This is a genomic window from Lysinibacillus sp. NPDC098008 (assembly GCF_044760715.1).
Taxonomy (GTDB): Bacteria; Bacillota; Bacilli; order Bacillales_A; family Planococcaceae; genus Lysinibacillus.
On record NZ_JBIWBA010000005.1, the window covers coordinates 84415 to 107120 of the forward strand.

Here is a 22706-nt window from a genome sequence, read left to right on the forward strand (position 1 = left end):
AGTATGCCTATTTTACAAATTAAAGATGTGACAAAAGTATATGAAGGCAAGGTAACACATCGAGCCTTAAATCAACTAAGCTTTGAGGTGGAGGAAGGCGAATTCTTAGCAGTAATGGGACCTTCAGGAAGCGGTAAAACAACATTGCTCAATATTATTTCGACAATTGATGAACCAACAAGCGGTGAAATTATTGTAGATGGCATGAATCCGCATAAATTGAACGCCACAGAGCTTGCCTTTTTTAGAAGAAGACAGCTAGGCTTTATATTTCAGGATTTTAATCTTTTGCATATGTTAACGGTAGAAGAAAATATTGTGCTGCCATTAACATTAGACCAGCAGCCATTAGAGGTGATGGAGGAGCGTCTAGCAAGCATTATAGAAAAGCTAGATTTAACCTCTTTTCTGCATAAACGACCAAATGAAATATCTGGTGGACAGGCACAAAGAACGGCAATAGGGCGTGCATTGATTCATAACCCAAGCCTGATTTTAGCGGATGAGCCAACAGGTAATTTAGATTCTAACTCATCTCGTGATGTACTAGAGTTGTTAACAAAAGTAAATCAGGATAAACAAACGACGATTATTATGGTAACGCATGATCCAATTGCCGCAAGCTACTGTGATCGTGTGTTATTTATTAAAGATGGCGAATTTTTCAATGAAATTTACCGAGATAATCGTCGCCAAATGTTTTTCCAACGCATATTAAATGTTTTGAGCTTACTAGGAGGAGGGCAAGTAGGTGACCTTTCGACAATTCGCTTACCGTAATGTCGTACGGAACAGCCGAGTATATGGTGCCTTTTTCATGGCAAGCTTTTTTTCTGTGGCTGTATTTTTTATCTATTCCATGCTGATGTTTCATCCTGATATTGAGCATGGGATATTAGGTGAAGTATCGCTCATTGGGATGGTGGGTGCTGAAATTGTACTCGTCCTTTTTACATTATTCTTTTTATACTATTCGATGAGTGCTTTTTTAGAGGCGCGTTCACATGAATTTGCGATTTTATTGCATTTAGGCATGGAAAAGCGTCAGATGAATAGGCTTGTCTTTTTAGAAACCATGATTATTGGCTCAGGCTCTATTATTGTAGGGATTATTTTTGGTTTTTCATTTTCAAAATTCTTCTTTATGATTGTGCGTGAGATTTTGCATTTAGATGATTTACCATTATATGTTTCATGGGAGCCATTTTTATTAACAATTGGCGTTTTTACAAGTGCCTTTGTCGTGATTTCCTTTATTAGTGTGTATTTTACACGAGAACGACAGCTACGAGATTTAATTAAAGGCAGTGATTATTTAAGCAGCCTAGCAACCTATTCTAAAATTCGTGCTATATATGGTGTTGCTCTAATTTTAGCAACGTATATTTTAGCCTTTGTTGTGGGGCACACTTCATTAATTGGCTTAACATTAATTATCCCGTTTTCAGCAACCTTTGGCACATATTATTTTTTTAGTGATTCTGTGCCATATATTTTAGATTTGGCGCGTGGCAAGCGTAAATTTTATTGGCGACGCTATCGTCTTCTGTCACTTGCTGAGCAAACACACATTATGATGGATAATGTCAAAATGTTTTTTGTTGTGACAATGGTGTCAACACTCGCTTTTTTATCTGTAGGTGTATTAGCAACAATGTCCTCTTACACTATTCAATACGATCGTTTAAATCCATTAGGGCTTGTCTATAAGGGAGATGTTGATAATCCATTTGAGCGGGAGCATATTAACTCACTACGTCTGCAATTAGAGGACAAGGGCTTATCCTATCAGCTATCCCGTTTTGTTGTGGTAAAACAAACATCCTCGTTTACAAAAAATGAAGTAGAAGTATTTCGAGAGTCTGATATGAATGTATTGCTGTCATCCTATAGTTACCCATTGTTGAATCTTGCGGCAGGAGAAGCAGTCTTTATCCCTTATTCGGAGGATGCACTAAAAAAATTAAAAGATCGAGTTGTGCATACGGTGCTGGAGGAAAATTCAATACCGATAACAATTGATAGTGTCTATCCTAAAATTGTATTTCCTGGATCAATTGTTAGCGTAAATTCAATTGTTATTAGTGATGAGGATTTTGCAAACCTTGTTCATCCAATTTCTGATAAAAATATTATGCAGCCAAGCTACCATTTATTTACGTTTGTCATTCCGCAATGGATGGAAACAAAAGAAATTGGCAAGGATATAGTGAATTTAGAAACGAATTTATATTTTAGCAAAAAGGATAAATTTAGTCCTTTCTACTTTGAAAATGCAGGATTAAATTATTCTTATATATTAGCTACCTACTCTTTATTTACATTAGTGGGTGTCTTGGTGGCAACAGTATTTTTACTGGCGGCAGGAAGCTTTGTCTACTTTAAATTGCATACTTCCCTTGAACGAGAAAAGCGCAAATTTGATGTATTAAAGCGTATGGGCTTAACAGATGCGGAGCTGAAAAAGCTTGTCAATCGCCACTTATTCCCGCAATTCTTCTTACCATGGGGCGTTGCAATGATGCATAGCGCTTTCGCCTTTTTAATGGTTCAAGGTGTTTTAAAAGATTTTGCGAATATTTCGATTGTAAAAGAGGTATTCTTTGCATTTGGCTTTTTTGTCGTTATACAAGTAGTGTATTTTTACTTAATTCGTTGGCGTTACATCTCTCATATTCGCTCATAAAGAACGTGCTTAAAAGAGCAAAAAATGGATTACTTAAGCTAATTTATAACACGAAATAAAAAGATTCATTGTCTTTTAGATGTATTTCTTATATAATATTACTGAATAGCGATTCATTTTATACGATAAGGGGATGGTGTAATTGAATTTAGTTTCATGTGTTCGTCAACAGGCAATAGAGCAACCGGAAAAAGTTGCGTATCATTTTATGGGGAAGAATACGACTTACGGGGAATTTGAACATGCTGTTGGACGCTTTGCAAAGGGGTTAGAAGATTTAGGTATTGAAAAGGGGGACCATGTGGCGTTTTTACTTGGCAATACGCCACATTATTTAATTGCGCTCTATGCGACAATGCGTTTAGGAGCAACAGCAATACCTGTGAATCCAATCTATACACCAGATGAAATTTCTTATATTTTACATAATGGAGATGTAAAAGCAGTTATTGCATTGGATGCTTTACTACCATTAGTTGAAAAGGGTGTACAAGCATTTCCGCAGGTGCAAGCATTTATCATTTGTGAAACAGCATCAGATATAGCTGAAAAAATTGCAGCTTTATCACCAGAGGCGCGTGACAAAACGCATTTATTTACACAGGTCATTGCCAATGCTGCTGAAGCATTACAACCTGTGGAAGTGACAGATGATGATAACGCGATTATTTTATATACATCTGGTACAACTGGCAGCCCAAAGGGAGCTATGCTAACACATGGTAATATCTATTCAAATGCTCGTGATGTTGCTCATTATTTAGGAATAAGAGCTGATGATCGTGTTATAGCTACATTGCCAGTATTTCATGTCTTTGCTTTAACAGTTGTGGTGAATGCACCGCTATTAAGTGGAGCAACGATTTTGCTTGTACCTCGTTTTAGCCCAGCAGAAATTTTCGCATTAGCAAGGGAGCAAAAGGCAACAGTATTTGCGGGTGTTCCAACAATGTATAATTTCTTATATCAATTACCAGAAGGCAATGCTGAAGACTTCGCAACAATTCGCTTAGCTGTTTCAGGGGGAGCTTCTTTACCTGTTGCATTATTACATAATTTCGAGCAGAAATTTAATGTACGTGTGTCAGAGGGCTATGGTTTATCGGAGGCGTCACCTGTAACATGCTTTAACCCGTTAGACCGTGAGCGCAAGCCAGGCTCTATCGGCACATCCATTAATAATGTGGAAAATAAAGTGGTGGATGTGAATGGTCAGGAAGTACCCGTTGGTGAGGTAGGAGAGCTTATTGTACGTGGACCGAATGTGATGAAGGGCTACTATAAGCTACCAGAGGAAACAGCAATGGCTATACGTGACGGCTGGCTTTATACAGGAGATTTAGCAAAGGTTGATGAGGAAGGTTATTTTTATATTGTTGATCGTAAAAAGGATATGATTATTGTTGGGGGCTATAATGTCTATCCACGAGAGGTTGAGGAAGTGTTATTTGCCCATGATAATATTGTAGAGGCAGCAGTTGTAGGCTTCCCTGACCCGAATTTAGGCGAAGCAGTACATGCCTATGTTGTGCTTAAAGAGGTAGCAGCTACTTCAACAGAGGACTTATTCACTTATTGTGCTAAACATATGGTGAAATACAAAGTGCCAAAAGTAATTGAAATTATGGATGAGTTACCGAAAAATACGACAGGAAAAATATTGCGTCGTTCTCTTAAAGCAAAGGTATAAAATTAGACAGTCAGCCTTCACTGTTTTGGTGGAAGCTGACTTTTTTATTTGCCATTAGCTATCATTTCAACAATAATAGCTGATTTGTGTAAAGTGTTTTTGTCAAAGTTGTGACAAGCCTATGCTAGCTATTATTTATTCATCTAGGCTACATTGTGAAATGACTATATATCCTTACGATATAGGCGATAAATGTGCTCTTAGCTATTACAAGAAATCAGTTGAAGGACTTTGTAGACAAATGATAGAATCAGTTTTGGAACATAACGTCATGCATTCGAGCATATAGTAGCTAGTAGAATTGCAACCTTTGGATAGCTATAACGTCAAAATTCACGGAATGACAAATGAGCGACTTATAGCTCGATGTAGGTCAGTTAAAAATAAATCGATAATAGAGAAAGAGAGCCTATATGCAATGATTGAGCTTATTCAAGATTTAATTAGTTTTATTGTACATATTGATGTGCATTTAGAAGAGATTATTCGTGATTTTGGCAACTGGAGTTATCTTATTTTATTTGCCATTGTTTTTGTAGAAACAGGAGTTGTTATTTTCCCATTTTTACCGGGAGATTCATTGCTATTTGCTAGTGGCACATTAGCTGCTGCAATGGGGGCCTTTGATATGTGGATATTAATTCCTGTATTTTTAGCAGCAGCTATTTTAGGCGACACAATGAACTACCATATTGGCCATAAAGTAGGCACATCGATTCCTCCAACTAGTTTCCTTGGCAAGGTCATTAAAAAGGAGCGTATGGAGGCGGCTGAAAAATTCTTTAATACGCATGGTGGAAAAACAATTGTGATTGCTCGTTTTATGCCATTTATCCGCACCTTTATTCCATTCGTAGCGGGTGCAAGTAAAATGAAGTATAGCTATTTCCTTTTTTATAATGTTTTTGGTGCGTTTTTATGGGTATTTAGCTGTACATTGCTAGGCTACTTCTTCGGTAATATTCCTATTATTAAAGAGAACTTCTCAACTGTACTCATTTTAATTATTATTATTTCCGTGATCCCTGCTATCGTTGGAGCAATCAAATCGAAAAAGAGTAAATAAGTAAGACAGTCCTTACGTGAGTAATTATCACTGGGACTGTCTTTTTTAGCTATTGTAAATATTGAATGAAACCTTGACGATCTTCAAGCTCCACATCAGGCGATATAGTAATCACCATAAATTTAGAAGATTGTGTAGATGGTGAATGGTCATGAGGCTCACGATTAAACGCTAAAAACGTTAATACTGCCTCTGCACGCTTATATTGAATATGTTGTATAGGTAATGGCTGAATAATGAGTTCATTTTGTTCTATATATACATGTGGTGTTGGTATTTCACCTGCAATATTAATGCCATTAATAATATAAGGAAATTGATAGTAGGTGACAATTGCTTTCCCTACTGGAATATGTTCATCATACCGATAGCGAATATTAAACGTATAAGAATCTTGGAGAGTTACAGGCAGTGATGTACCTTGAAAATCGAATTCCCATCTATCTCGTTGATATTGCTCTGTTAAAAAAGAGCCATTATATTCTTGGTCATAGGTTTCAATCATATGGATATCCTTTTCGATTGCTGTTAATTCAGAAGCTGAAAGTACATGGGTCGGTGAATCTAAGAACAAGCTTATATAAAGAAAGGCACATAAACCAAGTGCAAGGTAGCTGATAATCCCGATGAAAATTTTTCGAGGCGACCAAAAGCCTTCTGTTAGCTTACCGAGCTTTCTAGCAAGCAATATTACAAACGATGCAATGAGCAGTATTGATAAAACAGAAACTATGATAAAAATCATCAGCTTGTCACCTCCGAGTGGCGGGCAATCCAAGCTGTCAGGCTACAGCAAATAATTGCTATTAAAAAGAGACCTGCACTTATTACTAGATTAGGTAAAAGTATAAATGGCTGTAGATTAATCAAGTTTGGATAGATGATGGTTATAACAGAAAATCCAATACATAGAAAAGTCATCGCAAATTTTAAAATACGTGGTCCTTGAAAGCAATAGCCAATTAGTAGACCAACAGATCCTGAGAAGCTAATACTGCAAAAGCATACAAGTAAAATGAAAGGTGAAATTATTATTTGATTAATGATTAGTGCATCCTTTTGTAGCATGAATAAACATATAATTTGAATAAAGTAAGAAGAAACCAAAATCAACACAGCTACAATGCTATATAAAATCATAACAAAACTATTAGCAATTGCACTCGATGTTCTACTAGAAATAATCGCTAAATCATCCTGACGATAGCCCTTTGTCGAAAATAGTAGCCCTGTAATAATAGCCCATAGCATAGCCGTTAATAAATAGATATCTAATGAATAGATAGAAAACTGGACATCTAAATCTGCTTGCCCATAACCTTCTGAAGCGAATCCTTGATTGAGAGAAAGCACAATAAAGATAGCCTGTAAGATAATAAGTGAGCTAAGGGCTGAAAGATACAGCTTTGCCTTCCATTTGATTTGCTTTTTTAGGATAAAGATAGGCGATAATTTAGTCAAAAATTGCATCAATATCACTTCCTTCTTTATAGGTTAAATAATGAGAAACATCACTTATGGATAGTGCTGCTGTAGTGATTCCTCTGGCTTGCATCACATCCTCTGCCATCTTTAATTGCTTAGCATCTATAATAATCGTAGCTATATTTGCTAGCTCTTTACGGGCATAAATGTTTAGCTGTGAGAACAATGCTGCTATTTCTTCACTTGGTCCAGTTACGGCAATAAGCTGTTCCTTGAACGTATCAACAGGCGCATGTGCAACTAACTTACCTTCATGCAGCAGGATAATTTCTTCTAAAATAGGTTCCATCTCCTGTAAATGATGATTCGCTATTAAAATGGTGCGAGGGAAGGCGATATACTCCTTTAAAATCACTCTGTAAAAATCCTGACGTATTGCTTCATCCATACCATTCATTGGTTCATCTAAAATTGTGAAAGCACAACGAGCAACTAGCCCATAAACAAGGTTGAAAATAGCTCGATGTCCCTTTGATAGCTGGTGATGCTTCATAGCAAGATCAATGTTCGCGTGATGTAATAAGCGGTAGGCTAAATCATTTTGCCAGTTAGGATAAAAATCAGCCGCCATTGTTAAAATTTCTGCAAGTGATAAGTAATTCGAGAAGCTTAATTGATCGTGAATAAAAATCGTGTTAGCCGCCGTTTGAATATTATTAAATGGGTATTGATTAAAGAGCTTACATATCCCACTTGTTGCTTTTAGATGCCCCGCTAAAAGATGAAATAATGTTGATTTACCAGCACCATTACGCCCGATAACACCTACAATTTTTTGACCATCAATCGTGCAGGTCACTTGCTGGAGTATCTGACGATGACCATAGCTTTTACTTAGCTGCTCACATTGAATTACGTTCATAATTATTCCCCCTGAATTTTTTGAATTAGCGTTAGCAATTCTTTGTCTGAAACAAGTAAACGTCGGGCTTCTAATACGAGGTCTTTTGCCATTTTTGTTAATAGTTCATTGCGCCGCTTCATCATAATTTTTTCTTTCGCATCAGGCATGACAAACATTCCTAGCCCACGTTTTTTATAGAGAAGCTGCTCCTCCAGCAATAGCGTTAATCCCTTACCAGCAGTTGCTGGATTAATATTGAACAGTTCAGCAAGCTGGTACTGTGAGTAAACTTTTTCATCTGCCTGTAAGCGATCAGCAATAATTTCATGCTGAAGCCACTCAGCAATTTGAATGTAGATAGGCGTTGAATTATTTAGCTGGATATGCAAGCAAAAATCCTCCTCTCTATATTATGTAATATAGTGCATTGCTATTGTAATGTACTATATCTCGAAGAATAGAAAATGTCTAGCGTAAAATGATAGTAAAAGTCATCTTGGTAAAATAATGAGGTTACTGAAACATGGGCAGACTTCTTAAAATAACAGTATTTTTCTATGATTTGTTTGTTAAAATGGCTATAAAAAATTTATTTATAGCAATATTCTTTCTGTGAATCGACTTTTTCAGTATTCTTTAAAACAAAGTGGATGGCTTTTGTACTATACCTATTAGATTGATAGGAAACTATATTGAAGTATAAGCATCAGGTAATAAAAAATGATATACTATTAATTACTAAAATGCGGAGAAATGGGGGCAACGAAATGGAAGTATTTATTGGCAGACAGCCTATTTTCAATCTTCATGAACAGATCGTTGCGTATGAATTACTGTACCGTGGTAACAACATCAATGCCTTTCCATTGGTTGATTCAGATGCAGCAACGATTGATGTATTGGTGAACTCATTTCTTTCAATTGGTTTTGAAGAAGTAACAAAAGGTAAACCCGGCTTTGTTAATTTTACTGAAAACCTATTAATGAGCTCTATTCATGAATTTTTAAATCCTTCTCAAGTTGTAATAGAGATATTAGAGAACGTGCCGCTGACACCAGAGTTAGTGGAACGCGTTATTGAGCTAAAACAACATGGCTTTCAAATTGCCTTAGATGATTTTATTATGGATGAGCAGGTGGAAATCTATGATGAATTATTTAAGCAAGTCGATTATATTAAAATAGATTTTTTAGCATCATCTATTGTAAAACGAATGGAAGTTGAACAGAAGGTAAAGGAAAGCTTCCCACATATTCAATTATTAGCTGAAAAGGTGGAAACTCGCCATCAATTTGAAGTGGCTAAATCCTCTGGCTATGTATTATTTCAAGGCTACTTTTTTGAGAAGCCTCAAATTGTGCAAGCAACAGATATTCCAGCGAATACCATTCAATATATCCATATTATCTCATTACTAAAAGAGGAAGAGCCAAATATTCAATTACTGGCAGAAAATATTGAACGAGATATTTCACTCACGTATAAATTGTTACAAATGATAAATAATTCATCTAAGCGTTCTAAATCAAAGGTACGCTCCATTAAGCAGGCGATTGTCTTACTAGGCATACCAAACCTACGTAAATGGATTTATTTATTAGCGATGCGCGAAATTGATATGGATACAGATTCGGATATCTTTAAGGAAATTTTATGTACCTCGTTATTCCGAGCAAAAGTTTGCGAAAAATTAGCAAAGCTTACGTATAGAAAGAATTTCTCGGAATATTTTTTAGTAGGAATGTTTTCATTGATTGATACATTATTACAACGACCAATGGAGGCTATTTTGCAGCAGCTCCCTTTTTCAGAGGCTATTACAAATACAATTTTAGGAATTGAAACAGAAATGACGCCTTATTTAGAATTTAGTATCGCGTTAGGAAAATTAGATTGGGCGCAATTAGAAGAGCTAGCTCCTCAATTTCATATGGAGCTAAAAGATATGGAGCATTTATATTATGAAGCGATGGAATGGGCAGAAAAATCATTTTAAATGGGCAGACTAAATATTTGCTTAGTAAGTTATCTTACGCTTGTTAAGATAGCTTATTTTTGTGTTTTCTTCAATCGTATATTTCCTTCATCAAGATGAAGTTCTCAATACAATAACTATTTGCTATAATCATTTCGTCTTAAAAAAATTCTGATAGTTGAAGTGGACGTGGAGAAATGAAGCATGATATGAAGGAAAGCATTGTAGAATATGTGTATGTAATAATAGGGGCAGCGATTATTGCGATTGGCTTTAATGTGTTTTTATTACCAAATCAAGTTGCTTCTGGTGGTGTAAGCGGTATTAGTACCATATTACATGGCTTATTTGGCTGGAATCCGGGAATTGTGCAATATGCATTTAATATTCCATTATTTGTTGCAGGGATTATCTTGCTGGGCAAAAAATTTGGCATTAAATCATTTATTGGAACGATTACTTTGCCATCTGTCGTTTTACTAACAAATAGCTGGGAGCCTTGGACGAATAATCCATTGCTGGGTGCACTTTTTGGTGGAATTGTAGTTGGTTTAGGAATAGGACTTGTTTTTAAGGGGAATGCTTCTACTGGTGGCACTGATTTACTAGCGCAAATCATTACAAAGTTTACAGGATTATCGCTTGGGACAAGTGTACTATTTATAGATGGCATCATTGCGATTAGTGCAGCAATTGTTTTTGATTTAGAAAAGGGTTTGTATGCGCTTATTGGGCTTTATGTTACAACAAAAACGATTGATATTATTCAGCTTGGCTTTAGCCAATCCAAAATGGTTTATATTATTACATTGAAACAAGATGAGGTACGTGAGGCCATTTATGCTGAAATTGATCGTGGTGTAACGAAATTACCTGCAATTGGCGGCTATACAGGAGAGGAACGACCAGTGTTAATGGTTGTCGTGTATCAAACCGAATTCACAAAGCTGAAACAACTCATTAAAAGCGTTGATCCATCAGCGTTTGTTATCGTTTCTGATGCCTATGAGGTATTAGGAGAAGGTTTCAAACGTGCATAACTTTGGTATAATGGCGACGTAAGGTATTTGTTGATAATGAGGAGGGGTATGAATGAAAAAAGCAATGTTAACATTAGTGTTTGGCTCAGCTATCTTCTTAGCAGCATGTGGTGGCGGAGATGATAACGGCACTAAGGATAATGAAGGTGCTACAGCGCCAGATGGTGAAGCGATTGCCATGAAATCCTGTGTTTCCTGTCATGGTGGCGAGCTACAAGGTGCAAGTGGGCCAGCATTGAATGATGTAGGCTCGCGTTTATCTGAGTCGGAAATTTTAGATATTATTAATAATGGTCAAAATGGAATGCCTCCTGGTATCGTAAAAGGTGAAGATGCAGAGGCTGTTGCGAAATGGTTAGCAACTCAAAAATAAGTGCTTTTAAAACTAGCGGGCTGGAGAGCCGCTAGTTTTTTTATGCTCGTAAACGCTTAAGCGTAAATATATTTCTTTTGTACATAGTCATGCTAAAATAGAGAGAACCTTATCCATTGATTGGAGGCTTTTTCATTGGGCGTAGTATTAACAAGAGATGTTATGGAGAAATTTAAGTTAGAGTTACTAGCTGGAGAGGAAGGGATTGGCAGAGCGATTGTCACAAGCGATATTTCAAGACCAGGACTTGAAATGGCTGGCTATTTTACACATTATCCAGCAAATCGTGTACAGTTACTTGGTAAAACAGAGCTATCCTTTTTTGAAATGCTGCCAGCAAGTGTCAAACTTGAGCGTATGCGTTTACTTTGTTCACAGGATACACCAGCAATTATTATTTCAAGGGATTTAGAAGTGCCTGAGGAGCTTATACAGGCTGCAAATGAAGAGCATGTCCCTGTTTTTAAAACACATATGACAACCACTAAATTTTCAAGTAGATTGACAAATTATTTAGAAGGACGCTTAGCGCCAATGACAGCTGCTCATGGTGTACTTGTTGATGTTTATGGTATTGGCGTGCTCATTATTGGCAAAAGTGGCGTAGGGAAAAGTGAAACAGCACTTGAGCTTGTGAAAAAGGGGCATCGTTTAGTAGCAGATGATTGTGTTGAAATTCGCCAAGAAACTGAAAATGTACTAATTGGTAATCCACCGCCTTTATTAGAGCATTTACTTGAAATAAGAGGTATTGGCATTATTGATATTATGACGTTATTTGGCGCAAGTGCAGTACGTCCATATAAGCGAATTACATTGATAATTGAGCTGGAAATTTGGGACCCAGAAAAAGTATATGATCGCTTAGGCTTAGAAGAGGAAAAAATGAAAATAATTGATACAGAGCTAACAAAGTTAACAATTCCAGTAAGACCAGGGCGTAATGTTTCAGTTATTATCGAAGTAGCTGCAATGAATTATCGATTGAAGAAAATGGGTGTGAATGCAGCAGAGGAATTTTCAAGACGCTTAGATGAGGTTATTAGCTCAAATGATGTGTTAGATGATTAGTGAAGGCGATATACTATCAGCACATAATGGAGAGGAGTAGAAGATGGATTTATTATTATTAGATATTAACCCTGTTGCCTTTCATTTGGGGCCTATTGCAGTGCGCTGGTATGGATTATTGATTGTATCAGGGATTATTTTAGCATATATTGTTGGGCAACGAGAGGCTGTAAAGCGAGGACTACCTGAAGATTTCCTTGCTGATTTATTGTTATGGGCAGTACCTATCTCTATTATTTGTGCACGTATTTACTATGTGTCAATGCGCTGGGATTATTATAGTGAAAACCCAGGGAAAATCATTGAAATATGGAATGGTGGTATTGCGATCCATGGAGCGCTAATTGGCGCATTTGTGACAGCCTACATATTTACAAGGATTAAAAATGTGAGCTTTTTACGAGTTGCGGATATTGCAGCACCAAGTATCCTAATCGGGCAGATTATTGGGCGATGGGGTAACTTTATGAACCAAGAGGCTTATGGAGGACCTGTATCGAAAGAGTTTTTAGAAAATTTGATGCTGCCTGATTGGATTATCAATCAAATGTATATTGAGGAACTAGGGACATATGTACATCCTACATTTTTATATGAATCTGTATGGAATGTAATTGGTCTGATTATTTTATTAGTATTACGTAAAGTGAATCTACATCGCGGGGAAATATTCTTTGGTTATTTAATTTGGTATTCAATTGGTCGCTTTTATATAGAAGGCTTGCGTACAGATAGCCTCTATTTAGTGGGTGATTTACGCTCAGCACAGGTTGTATCTGTAGTTGGCATTGTAGTAGGTCTTGGTGCCATTATTTACCGTAGAATAAAGGTCAAGCCTGTTGTGAACTATTTAGATGATAAATAAGGAGATGTAACGATGGCTGTAAAAGCATTATTATTCGATTTTGATGGGACTTTATTGAATACGAATGACTTAATTATTCAAACATTTATGCATGTATTAAATGAACGATTTCCTGGGCAATATTCGCCAAAAGATTGCTTGAAATTTATTGGTCCATCACTTAAACAGACATTTAGCGACATTGCACCTGGTGAAGAGGATGCTTTAATGGCAAAATATCGTGCTTGGAATATAGAGCATCATGATGAATTGGTTACACAATATCCGAATGTTGTTTCCACACTGGAGCAATTAAAGGAATTAGGCATTCGGTTAGCCATTGTGTCCACAAAGCGTAATGATATGATTGATCGTGGACTTTCGGTGCTTGGTGCAGCACAGCTATTTGATGTGCGTATTGGTACAGATGATGTGAAAAATGTGAAACCTGATCCAGAGCCTGTTCTGCTTGCCTTAGAACGTTTAGGTGTAGACAAGGAAGATGCCATTATGATTGGAGATAATTCACATGATATTGAAGCTGGTCACCATGCAGGGGTGAGAGCAGCTGGTGTTGCTTGGGCTGCTAAAGGTGAGGCTTATTTACAGCAATTTAAACCTGATTATATGCTACAGCATATGACAGATTTACTGGATATTGTGAAAGAGGGGTAAGGTTAGATGGCACGTAAAACAGAACGCTATCGTGTTGAAGGTGCAAATTCGCTTTGGCATATTTATGACACGGTGTCCTTTTGGAAGGTGATGAAGTGTTTCATTATCATTCAAATTGGTCGCTTCACACCTTTTTTACGTGTGAAAAACTGGCTTTATCGCACATTTTTAAAGATGACAATAGGTGAGCAAACTTCATTAGCTTTAATGGTGATGCCAGATACTATGTTTCCAGAACGTATTTTTATCGGTAAAAATACAGTGATCGGTTTTAATACAACGATTTTAGCGCATGAGTATTTAATTGAGGAATATCGCTTAGGGGATGTTCATATTGGCAATGAAGTAATGATTGGGGCAAATACAACCATTTTACCAGGAGTAACAATTGGTGATGGAGCTATTGTGTCGGCTGCAACTCTTGTACATAAGGATGTGCCAGCCGGCTGTTTGGCAGGTGGGAACCCAATGCGAATTATTTACACTGCTGAACAAATGGCAGAGCGTAAGCGTCATGAGGTTGTAGAGTGGTGTACACCTAAAAAATAAGTAAACGCGACTCTAAGATGATATGCTCCCCACTAGGTAGACAGATTTAAAAATAAAATTTGTTTATCAAATGGGGAGTTTTTATTAGTTAAAAATTTTTTATGCATGTGCTGTATCGTATTCAGGCTTAAACTCACAGTTATCATGGTCACCTAAGCAAGTTGACTCAACGAAGGTTGATTTAATTGCAGTGCCATCAATATCCTCTGATGCATGAAGTGTTACTTTATCTCCCGGATAATACTCCCCTTTACAAATACTAACAATCATTTGCTCGCTAAGTTGTACGAATGGACATGCCATAATACATCCCTCCAATGTGTAATTTTTATAGTGTTAATATTATTCTATATTGAGTTTCTTGAAATGTAAAAGAAAAAATAGAATGAAGATGAAAAACAACTGAAATATTGATATAACAGTGTTTTAAATGATAATGAGATTGAGAATCGTTTTAATTTAAAGGGGATTATTTAATATATTATTATAATTTATTCGTAACCTTATTGAGAACAGCTTATTAAATAATCAGTATTTGTGCGAGTTAAGCTTTAAAAGATAATCATTATCATTTTTCTGAAAATTATAAATTTATAGGGTGGATTATTTTGTTATAAAAATGACATATTCTTATTCTCAATAAAATATTTTGACAAATCCTACATGAGTATAGGTGTTTCTCTAAAATTAGTGAGAGCTGATAGTGATGGTATAAGTCTTTGAAATGTTAGCCATTGTGAATAATGAGCTAAATTTAAACGAAATTATGTTATTCTTTGCTATAATTTTTCATTCCATAAAGTGTATAATTAACAGAATAATAAGTGTTTTAAGATTTTGATAATTTATGTAGATAACGTTGACGGTTGAAGCGAAATACGTTAGAATTCTTTCATAATCTGATTCTCTAATACTCTAGTGAACTAAAGTGCGAGGAAGTGTCTATATGTCGTCGATAAAAATGTTTGAAAAACCGCTTGGAATGCGTGATACATTTCCGCAAATATATGAAAAAGTAGAGGCAGTCAGACATGCTGGCAGAAACTTTTTATATAAAAGAGGTTATGAATTTATTAAAACACCTGCTGTAGAGTATTTTGATACAGTTGGCAAGGCTTCAGCGATTGCTGATGCTCATTTATTTAAGTTAGTGGATAGTCAAGGAAATACATTAGTGCTACGACCTGATATGACAACACCGATTGCTCGTGTAGCAACATCCAAATTATTAAAAGAAATGATACCATTGCGTCTTGCTTATTTTGCTAGTGTCTTTCGAGCGCAGGAAACAGAAGGTGGACGACCTGCAGAATTTGAACAAATGGGTATTGAATTAATTGGAGATCAATCTGTTTTTGCCGATGCAGAAGTGATTGTCACAGCAATGGAGCTGTTAAAGCATTTCCATTTAGAAAAATTTAAAGTAACAATTGGTCATGCAGGTATTCTTAATTGTATTTTACAGGATTACACAGAAAGCGTAGAGCAACAAACCGTTTTAAGAACATTGCTCGTTCAACGCAATTATGTAGGATTTGAAGAAGCTGTAGAGTCATTTGATTTACCAAAAGCAAAATCCGATGCTTTGCTGCAATTTATTGAAGAAGCCATGCATGTTAAGGAAATTCGAGATATTGAAAAATATGTGCGTAAAAATGATGCACTAGAATATATGCAGCAGCTTGCTCAACTACTTGACATAGCGGACTTAGCTGATTATGTAGCCTTTGATTTTACGCTTTCCAGTCATATGAGCTATTACACAGGTATGTTATTTGAAATTTTTGCTTCAGGCAGTGGCTTCCCGCTAGGTAATGGAGGGCGCTATGATGGCTTGTTAGAGGTGTTTGGCTCACAAGTAGGTGCTACAGGCTTTAGTATTCGAGTAGATCGTTTATTAGAAACGCTAAATGAACAGTCCAACAAGCATCCAGAAGCAACAGTTGTACTTTTTGAGGAAGAACAGTATGCAACAGCTTTAGCGAAGGTCAAGGCACTGCGAGCAGCAGGAAAGCTAGCTACATTACAGTTGCGTAGTAGCTTAGTTGACGAGGCAGCCTTTTTAACAAACTTTACAGAAGTAGTTGTTGTTGGACAGGAGGAAGTTGGCAGTGAATGAGTTAACAATTGCGATGCCGAAGGGGCGAATCTTTGAAGAGGCATATCAGATGCTACTAGAGGCAGGGTTTAATTTACCAGAAGAAGTAGAAATGTCACGCAAGCTAATGATTGAAATCCCAGAGGAAAAAATTCGTTTTATTTTAGCAAAGCCAATGGACGTGCCAGTTTATGTCGAGCATGGTGTTGCAGATATCGGTATTGCTGGAAAGGATGTTTTGCTAGAGCAACAGCGAGAGGTTCATGAGCTGCTTGATTTGAAAATTAGCACATGCTATATCGCGTCAGCAGGATTACCAAATACAACGATGAATGAAATTGCCCCAAGAATTGCGACAAAATATCCAAATATAGCAATGAAATACTATAAAGGCATTGGTGAGCAAGTTGAAATTATCGAGCTAAACGGGTCGATTGAGCTAGCGCCAATGATTGGCTTGGCAGATCGCATCGTTGATATTGTATCTACAGGACGTACGTTAAAAGAAAATGGCTTAGTAGAATATGAATTTATTGCAGCGGTATCTTCACGGCTAATTGCCAATCCAGTTAGTTATCGTATGAAGGGTGACCGTATTATCGATCTTGTAAAACGACTAAAAAAGTGTGTAAGTGAACAAAAGAGTAATCCTATCTAGCTACATAATAAAGGGGTTTAAATCTATGAAAATAACAAAGCTAGCAAAAGGTATTTCATTAAAAAGACCGCTTGAGGGAGGCAATGAAGAGCAACTAGCGGTAGTAAGACAAGTATTATCAGATGTTAAATTACAGGGAGATGCAGCATTACGTGCCTATACTGAAAAATGGGATGGCTATGTGCCAACGCATTTACGTGTAACAAAGGAAGAAATTCAGGAAGCCGTCAATGCGTTAGATCAACAGCTCTATCAGGATTTAACAGAGGCAGCTCATAATATTCGTCTTTATCATCAACAACAGCAGCGTTCAGGCTATCGCTTAGAGCTAGGTGATGGCTCTTGGCTTGGGCAACGAGTAACAGCGCTTGATGCGGTAGGCTTGTATGTGCCGGGTGGAACAGCCGCCTATCCTTCCTCCGTACTGATGAATGTTATTCCAGCGCAAGTTGCAGGTGTACAGCGTATCGTCATCACATCCCCAGCTGGTCGTGATGGGAGGTTGCCAGCAGGTGTTCTAGCAGCAGCACATATTTTAGGCATTGATGAAATTTATAAGGTCGGTGGTGCACAAGCAATTGCGGCTCTTGCCTACGGTACAGAAACAATCGCACCTGTTGATAAAATTACAGGTCCAGGGAATATTTTTGTAGCATTGGCAAAGCGCGAGGTTTTTGGTGAGGTAGCGATCGATATGATTGCTGGTCCAAGTGAAATTGCTATTTTGGCTGATGACACAGCATATCCTGATGAAATTGCAGCAGACCTTTTATCACAGGCAGAGCATGATCCATTGGCATGTGCCGTACTTATAACAACCTCTGAACAATTGGCAAAAAAGGTAGCAGAGCAGGTAGAGCGCCAATTAGTAACGTTACCACGTCAAGATGTAGCACGCGCTTCCATTGAAAACTTTGGAACAATTTATTTAGCAGAAACATTAACAGATGCTATTGCTGCTATTAATTCATTAGCACCAGAGCATTTAGAAATTGTCACAGATGATGCTGAGATAGTAGCACAACAAATTCGACATGCTGGTGGTATTTTTATTGGTCGCTATAGCTCTGAGCCTGTCGGTGATTATTTTGCGGGTACAAATCATGTATTACCAACGAATAGCACGGCTCGCTTTGCTAGCGGCTTAAATGTTGATGATTTTGTTAAAAAATCAAGCATTGTTTATTACAGTGAAAAAACATGGGCAAACAATGCACCTAAAATAGCACGTTTAGCACGGATGGAAGGCTTAGAGGGTCATGCACGTGCAGTAGAATCACGTGGGTGGGAAAAGGAGTAGTACAATGACTGAAAAAAGACGATATGCAAAAATAGAGCGGACAACGAATGAAACACAAATTGCAGTAGCGATTGATTTAGATGGTGAAGGTAAGGCTGAGATTCAAACAGGAGTAGGTTTTATGGATCATATGCTTGATTTATTTATCAAGCATGGTCTATTTAATGGCACAATACAGGCGACTGGTGATACTTATATTGATGATCATCATACAACAGAGGATATTGGAATTGTGCTAGGGCAGGCGATTCGTGAAGCACTTGGCGATAAAAAGGGTATTAAACGTTACGGAACAGCGTTTGTGCCGATGGATGATGCACTGGCACAGGTTGTTGTCGATTGCTCAAACCGTCCACATTTAGAATATCGTGTACCAGAGCTAACGGAAAAGGTAGGTACTTTTGATACGGAGTTAGTGCATGAGTTTTTATGGAAATTTGCGTTAGAGGCACGTATGAATGTCCATGTAATTGTCCCATATGGGCATAATACACACCATATTATTGAAGCAATTTTTAAGGCGTTGGCGCGTGCTATTGATGATGCGGTGACAATCGACCCTCGTGTTAAAGGAGTGCCATCAACGAAGGGGCTGTTAACATAGCATGGACAACGCGCGACTCAAAATCGTGTTCTGTCTAGTACCATCAATGAAAGGATTGTTAACATGAAAATAGGTGTGATTGATTATGGTATGGGCAATTTATTTAGTGTGGAGCAGGCATTGAAACGACAAGGCTGTGAGGTTATTGTCACGGCTGATGAAAGCGTGTTGGATACAGCAGATGCTCTTCTATTGCCAGGGGTTGGTGCATTTCCTGATGCTCGCAAGCGTTTAGCAGAAACAAAATTAGATTATTACTTACAAAAAGCACAACGTGAGAATCGTCCTTTGCTGGGGATTTGCTTAGGGATGCAATTATTGTTTGAGGAAAGTAATGAAGTAACGCCAACAAAGGGGCTAGGCTTTTTTAAAGGGCGTATACAACAGTTTAGTGGTATGAATGAGGAAGGACAAGCATACCGAGTGCCACATATGGGCTGGAATGAGCTAGTAATTTCAAACCGTCCTGTATGGCTGCAGCAGGAAGCACCAGCTAAGCATGTTTATTTTGTTCATTCCTTTTATGCCACAGATATTGAGGAGGCGGAGCTTGTTGCTTATGCTGATTACTATGGTATAAGAGTGCCAGGCATTGTCGCAAATGGCTCTGTCACTGGCATGCAGTTTCATCCTGAAAAATCGGGTGCGCTAGGTGTTTATTTATTAGAGCAATGGCTGAAAGGTGTGAAGGCATGCTAACAAAACGTATTATTCCATGTCTTGATGTAAAGGAAGGTCGCGTTGTTAAAGGAATACAATTTGTTTCACTACGCGATGCAGGTGATCCAGTTGAACTGGCGAAGTTTTATGATGAGCAAGGTGCAGATGAGCTTGTATTTTTAGATATTTCTGCCTCACATGAAGGGCGGGAAACGATGGTGGATGTCGTTCGGCAAACGGCTGCCACGCTTGCAATTCCTTTTACGGTTGGCGGTGGTATTCGTACATTGGATGATATGAAGCGTATTTTACGTGCAGGAGCGGATAAAGTTTCTGTCAATACATCTGCGTTGGAGCGCCCCGCTCTTATTCAAGAGGGTGCTGACTTCTTTGGCGCACAATGTATTGTTGTAGCAATTGATGCACGTTATAGTGAAGAGGATGGCACGTGGATGGTTTATACACACGGTGGACGTAATAAAACAACTTGGTCAGCTATTGAGTGGGCGAAAGAGGCTGTACGCTTAGGAGCTGGCGAGATTTTATTAACAAGTATGAATCAGGATGGCGAAAAATCAGGCTTTGATTTAGCTTTAACAAAGGCGGTCAGAGAGGCTGTCACAGTACCAGTAATTGCTAGTGGTGGAGCGGGACATGCCGAACATTTTTACGAAGTATTAGCAGAAGGTGTAGATGCAGATGCAGCACTTGCAGCATCTATTTTCCATTATAAAGAAACGAGCGTAGCGCAAGTAAAAGAATACTTACGTGAAAAAGGAGTGGCAGTAAGATGATTGACATGATTCAATTCGATGAAAAAGGTCTTGTGACAGCGGTTGTGCAAGATGCCAATACAAAAGAAGTGCTGACAGTGGCTTATATGAATAAGGAGTCACTCGCTAAAACAATTGAATCAGGGGAAACTTGGTTTTATTCTCGCTCACGACAAGAGCTTTGGCATAAAGGAGCAACAAGTGGTCATACACAAAAAGTTGTGTCGATCAAAGCAGATTGTGATCAAGATGCATTAGTGGTGGAGGTTTTACCGAACGGACCAGCTTGTCATAATGGTACAATTTCTTGCTTTACTGAGGTAATTCAGCAAAATGAAAAAGTTGGCTCTGTGGACATCCTTTCTAAACTTGTCCGTGTTATCGAAAAGCGAGAGCAGGAAATGCCTGAAGGGGCGTATACTACATATTTATTTGATAAAGGTATCGATAAAATTTGTAAAAAGGTTGGAGAAGAAGCGACAGAGGTTGTGATTGGTGCTAAAAATCGTGATGCAGAGGAAGTTAAATGGGAGGCTGCAGATTTAATTTATCATCTGCTAGTATTACTGCAAGAGCAAAAAGTAAGTATTTATGATGTTCTATATGTGTTGGAAAAACGTCACGAGGAGAAATAACAGCATATTATTAATTGTATGGTATAATAAGTGTTACTGTGTCAAGGAACGTGAAATACGTTCCTTATTTCTTGTTTCGGAGGAAATATATTGGAAAAGAAACGTCAAAATGAGAAGCAATCGAATATAGTGTCGTTTATTCCAACAGGCGACTATTATTATAAAAAATCAATTCAGGCAATGAATAGTGGACAAATGAATAAAGCCTATAAATATTTACAGCGTGCTGTAGATTTAAGCCCTGATGATTCTATGATTATTTTACAACTAGCCATCGTTGAATTAGAAGGTCAACGTTTTGAAGAAGCGTATGATCTGCTTCGTCGTGCCTATCAGCTTGACCCAGATAATCCAGAAATTATTTTTTATATGGCAGAGGTATCGGGCTGTATAGGGATGATGCATGATGCTAAAAATTTTGCAGAGCGCTATTTGCAATTAGAGCCTGAGGGTGCTTATGCAGATGAAGCAGCAGAAATATTAGAGTTTGTTGCTTTTGAGCAGGATGAATTTGAGGTGCCAGAAGGATCTGGCGAGGATTTATATCGTCAGGAGCAGGCTCGTCGCTGCATGGAAAAGGGGAATTTTCCAGAAGCTATTCAGATTTTAGAAGATTTAATTGAAGATCGACCAGCGTTTTGGTCTGCGTATAATAACCTAGCGCTTGCGTATTTTTATGTTGGAGAAGAAGAGCAGGCAAAGGCTCTCTTGCATACAGTGCTACGTGAAAATAAAGGAAATTTACATGCGCTTTGTAATTTAACAGTCATTGCATACTATGAAAAAAACGAGGAGGATTTACAAGAGTTATTAAATATTCTTGTTAAAATTCAGCCCTATACATGGGAGCATCGTTATAAACTAGGTGCGACATTGGCGTTAATCGGGCAATATGAATTAGCCTTTAAATGGCTGCGTAGTATGCAGAAGCGAGGCTATGCAGGTGATGCAGGGTTTTATTTCTGGCTATCACATGCAGGTTATTTTTCAGGGCATAAGGAAATTTCCAAAAGCGCATGGGAGCAACTGCTGGAGTTAGATCCAGATAAAGAAGGATTTGAGCCTTGGCGTCAGCAGGAAAATGAATTGGCGCTTGATGCATTAGAGCATAATCGTGATTTTATCGTTGAAAAGTTAGAAAGCAACTATACAAGTGAGCGCATTTTTGGCTTGTTTTTATTAAAGGATACAGCGTATAAGCAAGAAATTATTGCGCATCCTAAATGGATAAATGTGGAGCAATTAGGTACGTTTGAAAAGTTGTTTTTAGCCTATGCACTTGGTCATGAGTTTGATAAAAAAAATAAAGTAGAAGCGAGCTTTTTACGGGCTGTTCATGTGCCAGAAATTTTATTAGAGCAGTATGGTAAGCTCTCCTCACTAATTGTACCAATGTTTCAAATGTGGTTTGTGCTATGTGAGCAAGCTCTAGGGCAAAATTATCGCTTTACAAATCCAGCAGCGATTGCGGGTGCAAATGATTATTTATTTAAAACTTCGCACATGCTGAAAGTCACAAAGAAGGAAATTGCTCAGCAATATGGTATAGCGGTGTCCACATTAACAAAATATATTGATGAAATTTTAATGTTTTTACCAAATAGTCATGATGAGCAAGTGTGAGCAACTTAGTTGAATAACTTTATACTTTCACATACGATGAACATACGGACGCTATA

The 22706-nt window shown here is 37.6% G+C and carries 24 protein-coding genes; 19 read left to right on the forward strand and 5 right to left on the reverse strand.

The window, feature by feature from the left end; translation table 11 throughout:
• Positions 1-3 precede the first annotated feature (3 nt).
• From ACIQVU_RS07485 to ACIQVU_RS07500, 4 genes are all read left to right on the forward strand, one after another.
• Complete coding sequence (locus tag ACIQVU_RS07485) at positions 4-780, forward strand: ABC transporter ATP-binding protein (protein ID WP_340807377.1); 777 nt, start codon at positions 4-6, stop codon at positions 778-780.
• Positions 752-2686: an FtsX-like permease family protein gene (locus tag ACIQVU_RS07490; protein ID WP_340807376.1), complete on the forward strand. Its 1935-nt coding sequence runs from the start codon at positions 752-754 to the stop codon at positions 2684-2686. Before ACIQVU_RS07485 ends, ACIQVU_RS07490 begins: the two co-directional genes overlap by 29 nt.
• 142 nt (positions 2687-2828) lie before the next feature.
• Complete coding sequence (locus ACIQVU_RS07495) at positions 2829-4376, forward strand: fatty acid--CoA ligase family protein (protein WP_340807375.1); 1548 nt, start codon at positions 2829-2831, stop codon at positions 4374-4376.
• A gap of 418 nt (positions 4377-4794) precedes the next feature.
• Complete coding sequence (locus tag ACIQVU_RS07500) at positions 4795-5442, forward strand: VTT domain-containing protein (RefSeq protein ID WP_402894630.1); 648 nt, start codon at positions 4795-4797, stop codon at positions 5440-5442.
• 49 nt (positions 5443-5491) lie between these two features.
• Here ACIQVU_RS07500 and ACIQVU_RS07505 read toward each other — a convergent pair whose 3' ends face one another.
• From ACIQVU_RS07505 to ACIQVU_RS07520, 4 genes are read right to left on the reverse strand one after another with little or no spacing between them, the layout of a single operon-like run.
• Positions 5492-6187 carry a hypothetical protein gene (locus ACIQVU_RS07505; RefSeq protein ID WP_340807373.1) on the reverse strand — a complete coding sequence of 232 codons (696 nt, stop codon included), beginning with the start codon at positions 6185-6187 and terminating at the stop codon, positions 5492-5494.
• The gene (locus ACIQVU_RS07510; protein ID WP_402894632.1) at positions 6187-6912 is read right to left on the reverse strand and encodes a hypothetical protein; all 726 of its coding nucleotides are present in this window, start codon (positions 6910-6912) and stop codon (positions 6187-6189) included. Before ACIQVU_RS07510 ends, ACIQVU_RS07505 begins: the two co-directional genes overlap by 1 nt.
• On the reverse strand, positions 6896-7789 hold the full coding sequence (locus ACIQVU_RS07515) for an ATP-binding cassette domain-containing protein (protein ID WP_340807371.1): 894 nt from the start codon (positions 7787-7789) through the stop codon (positions 6896-6898). The genes ACIQVU_RS07510 and ACIQVU_RS07515 overlap by 17 nt, the downstream gene beginning before the upstream one ends.
• Before the next feature lie 2 nt (positions 7790-7791).
• Positions 7792-8160 carry a GntR family transcriptional regulator gene (locus tag ACIQVU_RS07520; RefSeq protein WP_340807370.1) on the reverse strand — a complete coding sequence of 123 codons (369 nt, stop codon included), beginning with the start codon at positions 8158-8160 and terminating at the stop codon, positions 7792-7794.
• A gap of 378 nt (positions 8161-8538) precedes the next feature.
• Between ACIQVU_RS07520 and ACIQVU_RS07525 the strand changes: the two genes are divergently transcribed.
• The 7 genes from ACIQVU_RS07525 to ACIQVU_RS07555 all read left to right on the forward strand — a co-directional run bounded on the left by ACIQVU_RS07525 (position 8539) and on the right by ACIQVU_RS07555 (position 14299).
• Complete coding sequence (locus ACIQVU_RS07525) at positions 8539-9768, forward strand: EAL and HDOD domain-containing protein (RefSeq protein ID WP_340807369.1); 1230 nt, start codon at positions 8539-8541, stop codon at positions 9766-9768.
• A 176-nt stretch (positions 9769-9944) separates the two neighbouring features.
• Positions 9945-10787: a YitT family protein gene (locus tag ACIQVU_RS07530; protein ID WP_340807367.1), complete on the forward strand. Its 843-nt coding sequence runs from the start codon at positions 9945-9947 to the stop codon at positions 10785-10787.
• A 52-nt stretch (positions 10788-10839) separates the two neighbouring features.
• Positions 10840-11160: a cytochrome c551 gene (gene cccB / locus ACIQVU_RS07535; protein WP_402894637.1), complete on the forward strand. Its 321-nt coding sequence runs from the start codon at positions 10840-10842 to the stop codon at positions 11158-11160.
• A gap of 135 nt (positions 11161-11295) precedes the next feature.
• Entirely contained in the window at positions 11296-12231 is a 936-nt protein-coding gene (hprK, locus tag ACIQVU_RS07540; RefSeq protein ID WP_340807364.1) for an HPr(Ser) kinase/phosphatase, read from the forward strand.
• Positions 12232-12274: 43 nt separating this feature from the next.
• Positions 12275-13096, forward strand: coding sequence for a prolipoprotein diacylglyceryl transferase (lgt, locus tag ACIQVU_RS07545; RefSeq protein ID WP_402894639.1), 822 nt, complete (start codon positions 12275-12277; stop codon positions 13094-13096).
• 12 nt (positions 13097-13108) lie between these two features.
• A complete protein-coding gene (ppaX, locus tag ACIQVU_RS07550; RefSeq protein ID WP_340807361.1) occupies positions 13109-13750 on the forward strand; it encodes a pyrophosphatase PpaX in 642 nt (213 codons plus the stop codon).
• 6 nt (positions 13751-13756) lie between these two features.
• Positions 13757-14299 (forward strand): acyltransferase, encoded by a 543-nt coding sequence (locus tag ACIQVU_RS07555; protein WP_340807360.1) that lies wholly within the window; start codon positions 13757-13759, stop codon positions 14297-14299.
• Positions 14300-14398: 99 nt separating this feature from the next.
• On the opposite strand, the gene ACIQVU_RS07560 is transcribed toward ACIQVU_RS07555, so the two are convergent.
• On the reverse strand, positions 14399-14602 hold the full coding sequence (locus ACIQVU_RS07560; RefSeq protein ID WP_402894642.1) for a hypothetical protein: 204 nt from the start codon (positions 14600-14602) through the stop codon (positions 14399-14401).
• A 643-nt stretch (positions 14603-15245) separates the two neighbouring features.
• Between ACIQVU_RS07560 and ACIQVU_RS07565 the strand changes: the two genes are divergently transcribed.
• From ACIQVU_RS07565 to ACIQVU_RS07600, 8 genes are all read left to right on the forward strand, one after another.
• Positions 15246-16418 carry an ATP phosphoribosyltransferase regulatory subunit gene (locus tag ACIQVU_RS07565; protein WP_340807357.1) on the forward strand — a complete coding sequence of 391 codons (1173 nt, stop codon included), beginning with the start codon at positions 15246-15248 and terminating at the stop codon, positions 16416-16418.
• Positions 16411-17055: an ATP phosphoribosyltransferase gene (gene hisG, locus ACIQVU_RS07570; protein ID WP_340807356.1), complete on the forward strand. Its 645-nt coding sequence runs from the start codon at positions 16411-16413 to the stop codon at positions 17053-17055. Before ACIQVU_RS07565 ends, hisG begins: the two co-directional genes overlap by 8 nt.
• Positions 17056-17080: 25 nt before the next feature.
• Positions 17081-18355 (forward strand): histidinol dehydrogenase, encoded by a 1275-nt coding sequence (gene hisD, locus ACIQVU_RS07575; protein WP_340807355.1) that lies wholly within the window; start codon positions 17081-17083, stop codon positions 18353-18355.
• Positions 18356-18359: 4 nt separating this feature from the next.
• The gene (gene hisB / locus ACIQVU_RS07580; protein WP_340807353.1) at positions 18360-18959 is read left to right on the forward strand and encodes an imidazoleglycerol-phosphate dehydratase HisB; all 600 of its coding nucleotides are present in this window, start codon (positions 18360-18362) and stop codon (positions 18957-18959) included.
• 63 nt (positions 18960-19022) lie between these two features.
• The gene (gene hisH / locus ACIQVU_RS07585; RefSeq protein ID WP_402894648.1) at positions 19023-19658 is read left to right on the forward strand and encodes an imidazole glycerol phosphate synthase subunit HisH; all 636 of its coding nucleotides are present in this window, start codon (positions 19023-19025) and stop codon (positions 19656-19658) included.
• A complete protein-coding gene (gene hisF, locus ACIQVU_RS07590; RefSeq protein ID WP_340807350.1) occupies positions 19652-20413 on the forward strand; it encodes an imidazole glycerol phosphate synthase subunit HisF in 762 nt (253 codons plus the stop codon). Before hisH ends, hisF begins: the two co-directional genes overlap by 7 nt.
• Entirely contained in the window at positions 20410-21027 is a 618-nt protein-coding gene (hisIE, locus tag ACIQVU_RS07595; protein WP_340807349.1) for a bifunctional phosphoribosyl-AMP cyclohydrolase/phosphoribosyl-ATP diphosphatase HisIE, read from the forward strand. The genes hisF and hisIE overlap by 4 nt, the downstream gene beginning before the upstream one ends.
• A 90-nt stretch (positions 21028-21117) precedes the next feature.
• Complete coding sequence (locus ACIQVU_RS07600) at positions 21118-22650, forward strand: tetratricopeptide repeat protein (RefSeq protein WP_340807348.1); 1533 nt, start codon at positions 21118-21120, stop codon at positions 22648-22650.
• The last annotated feature ends 56 nt before the right edge of the window (positions 22651-22706 follow it).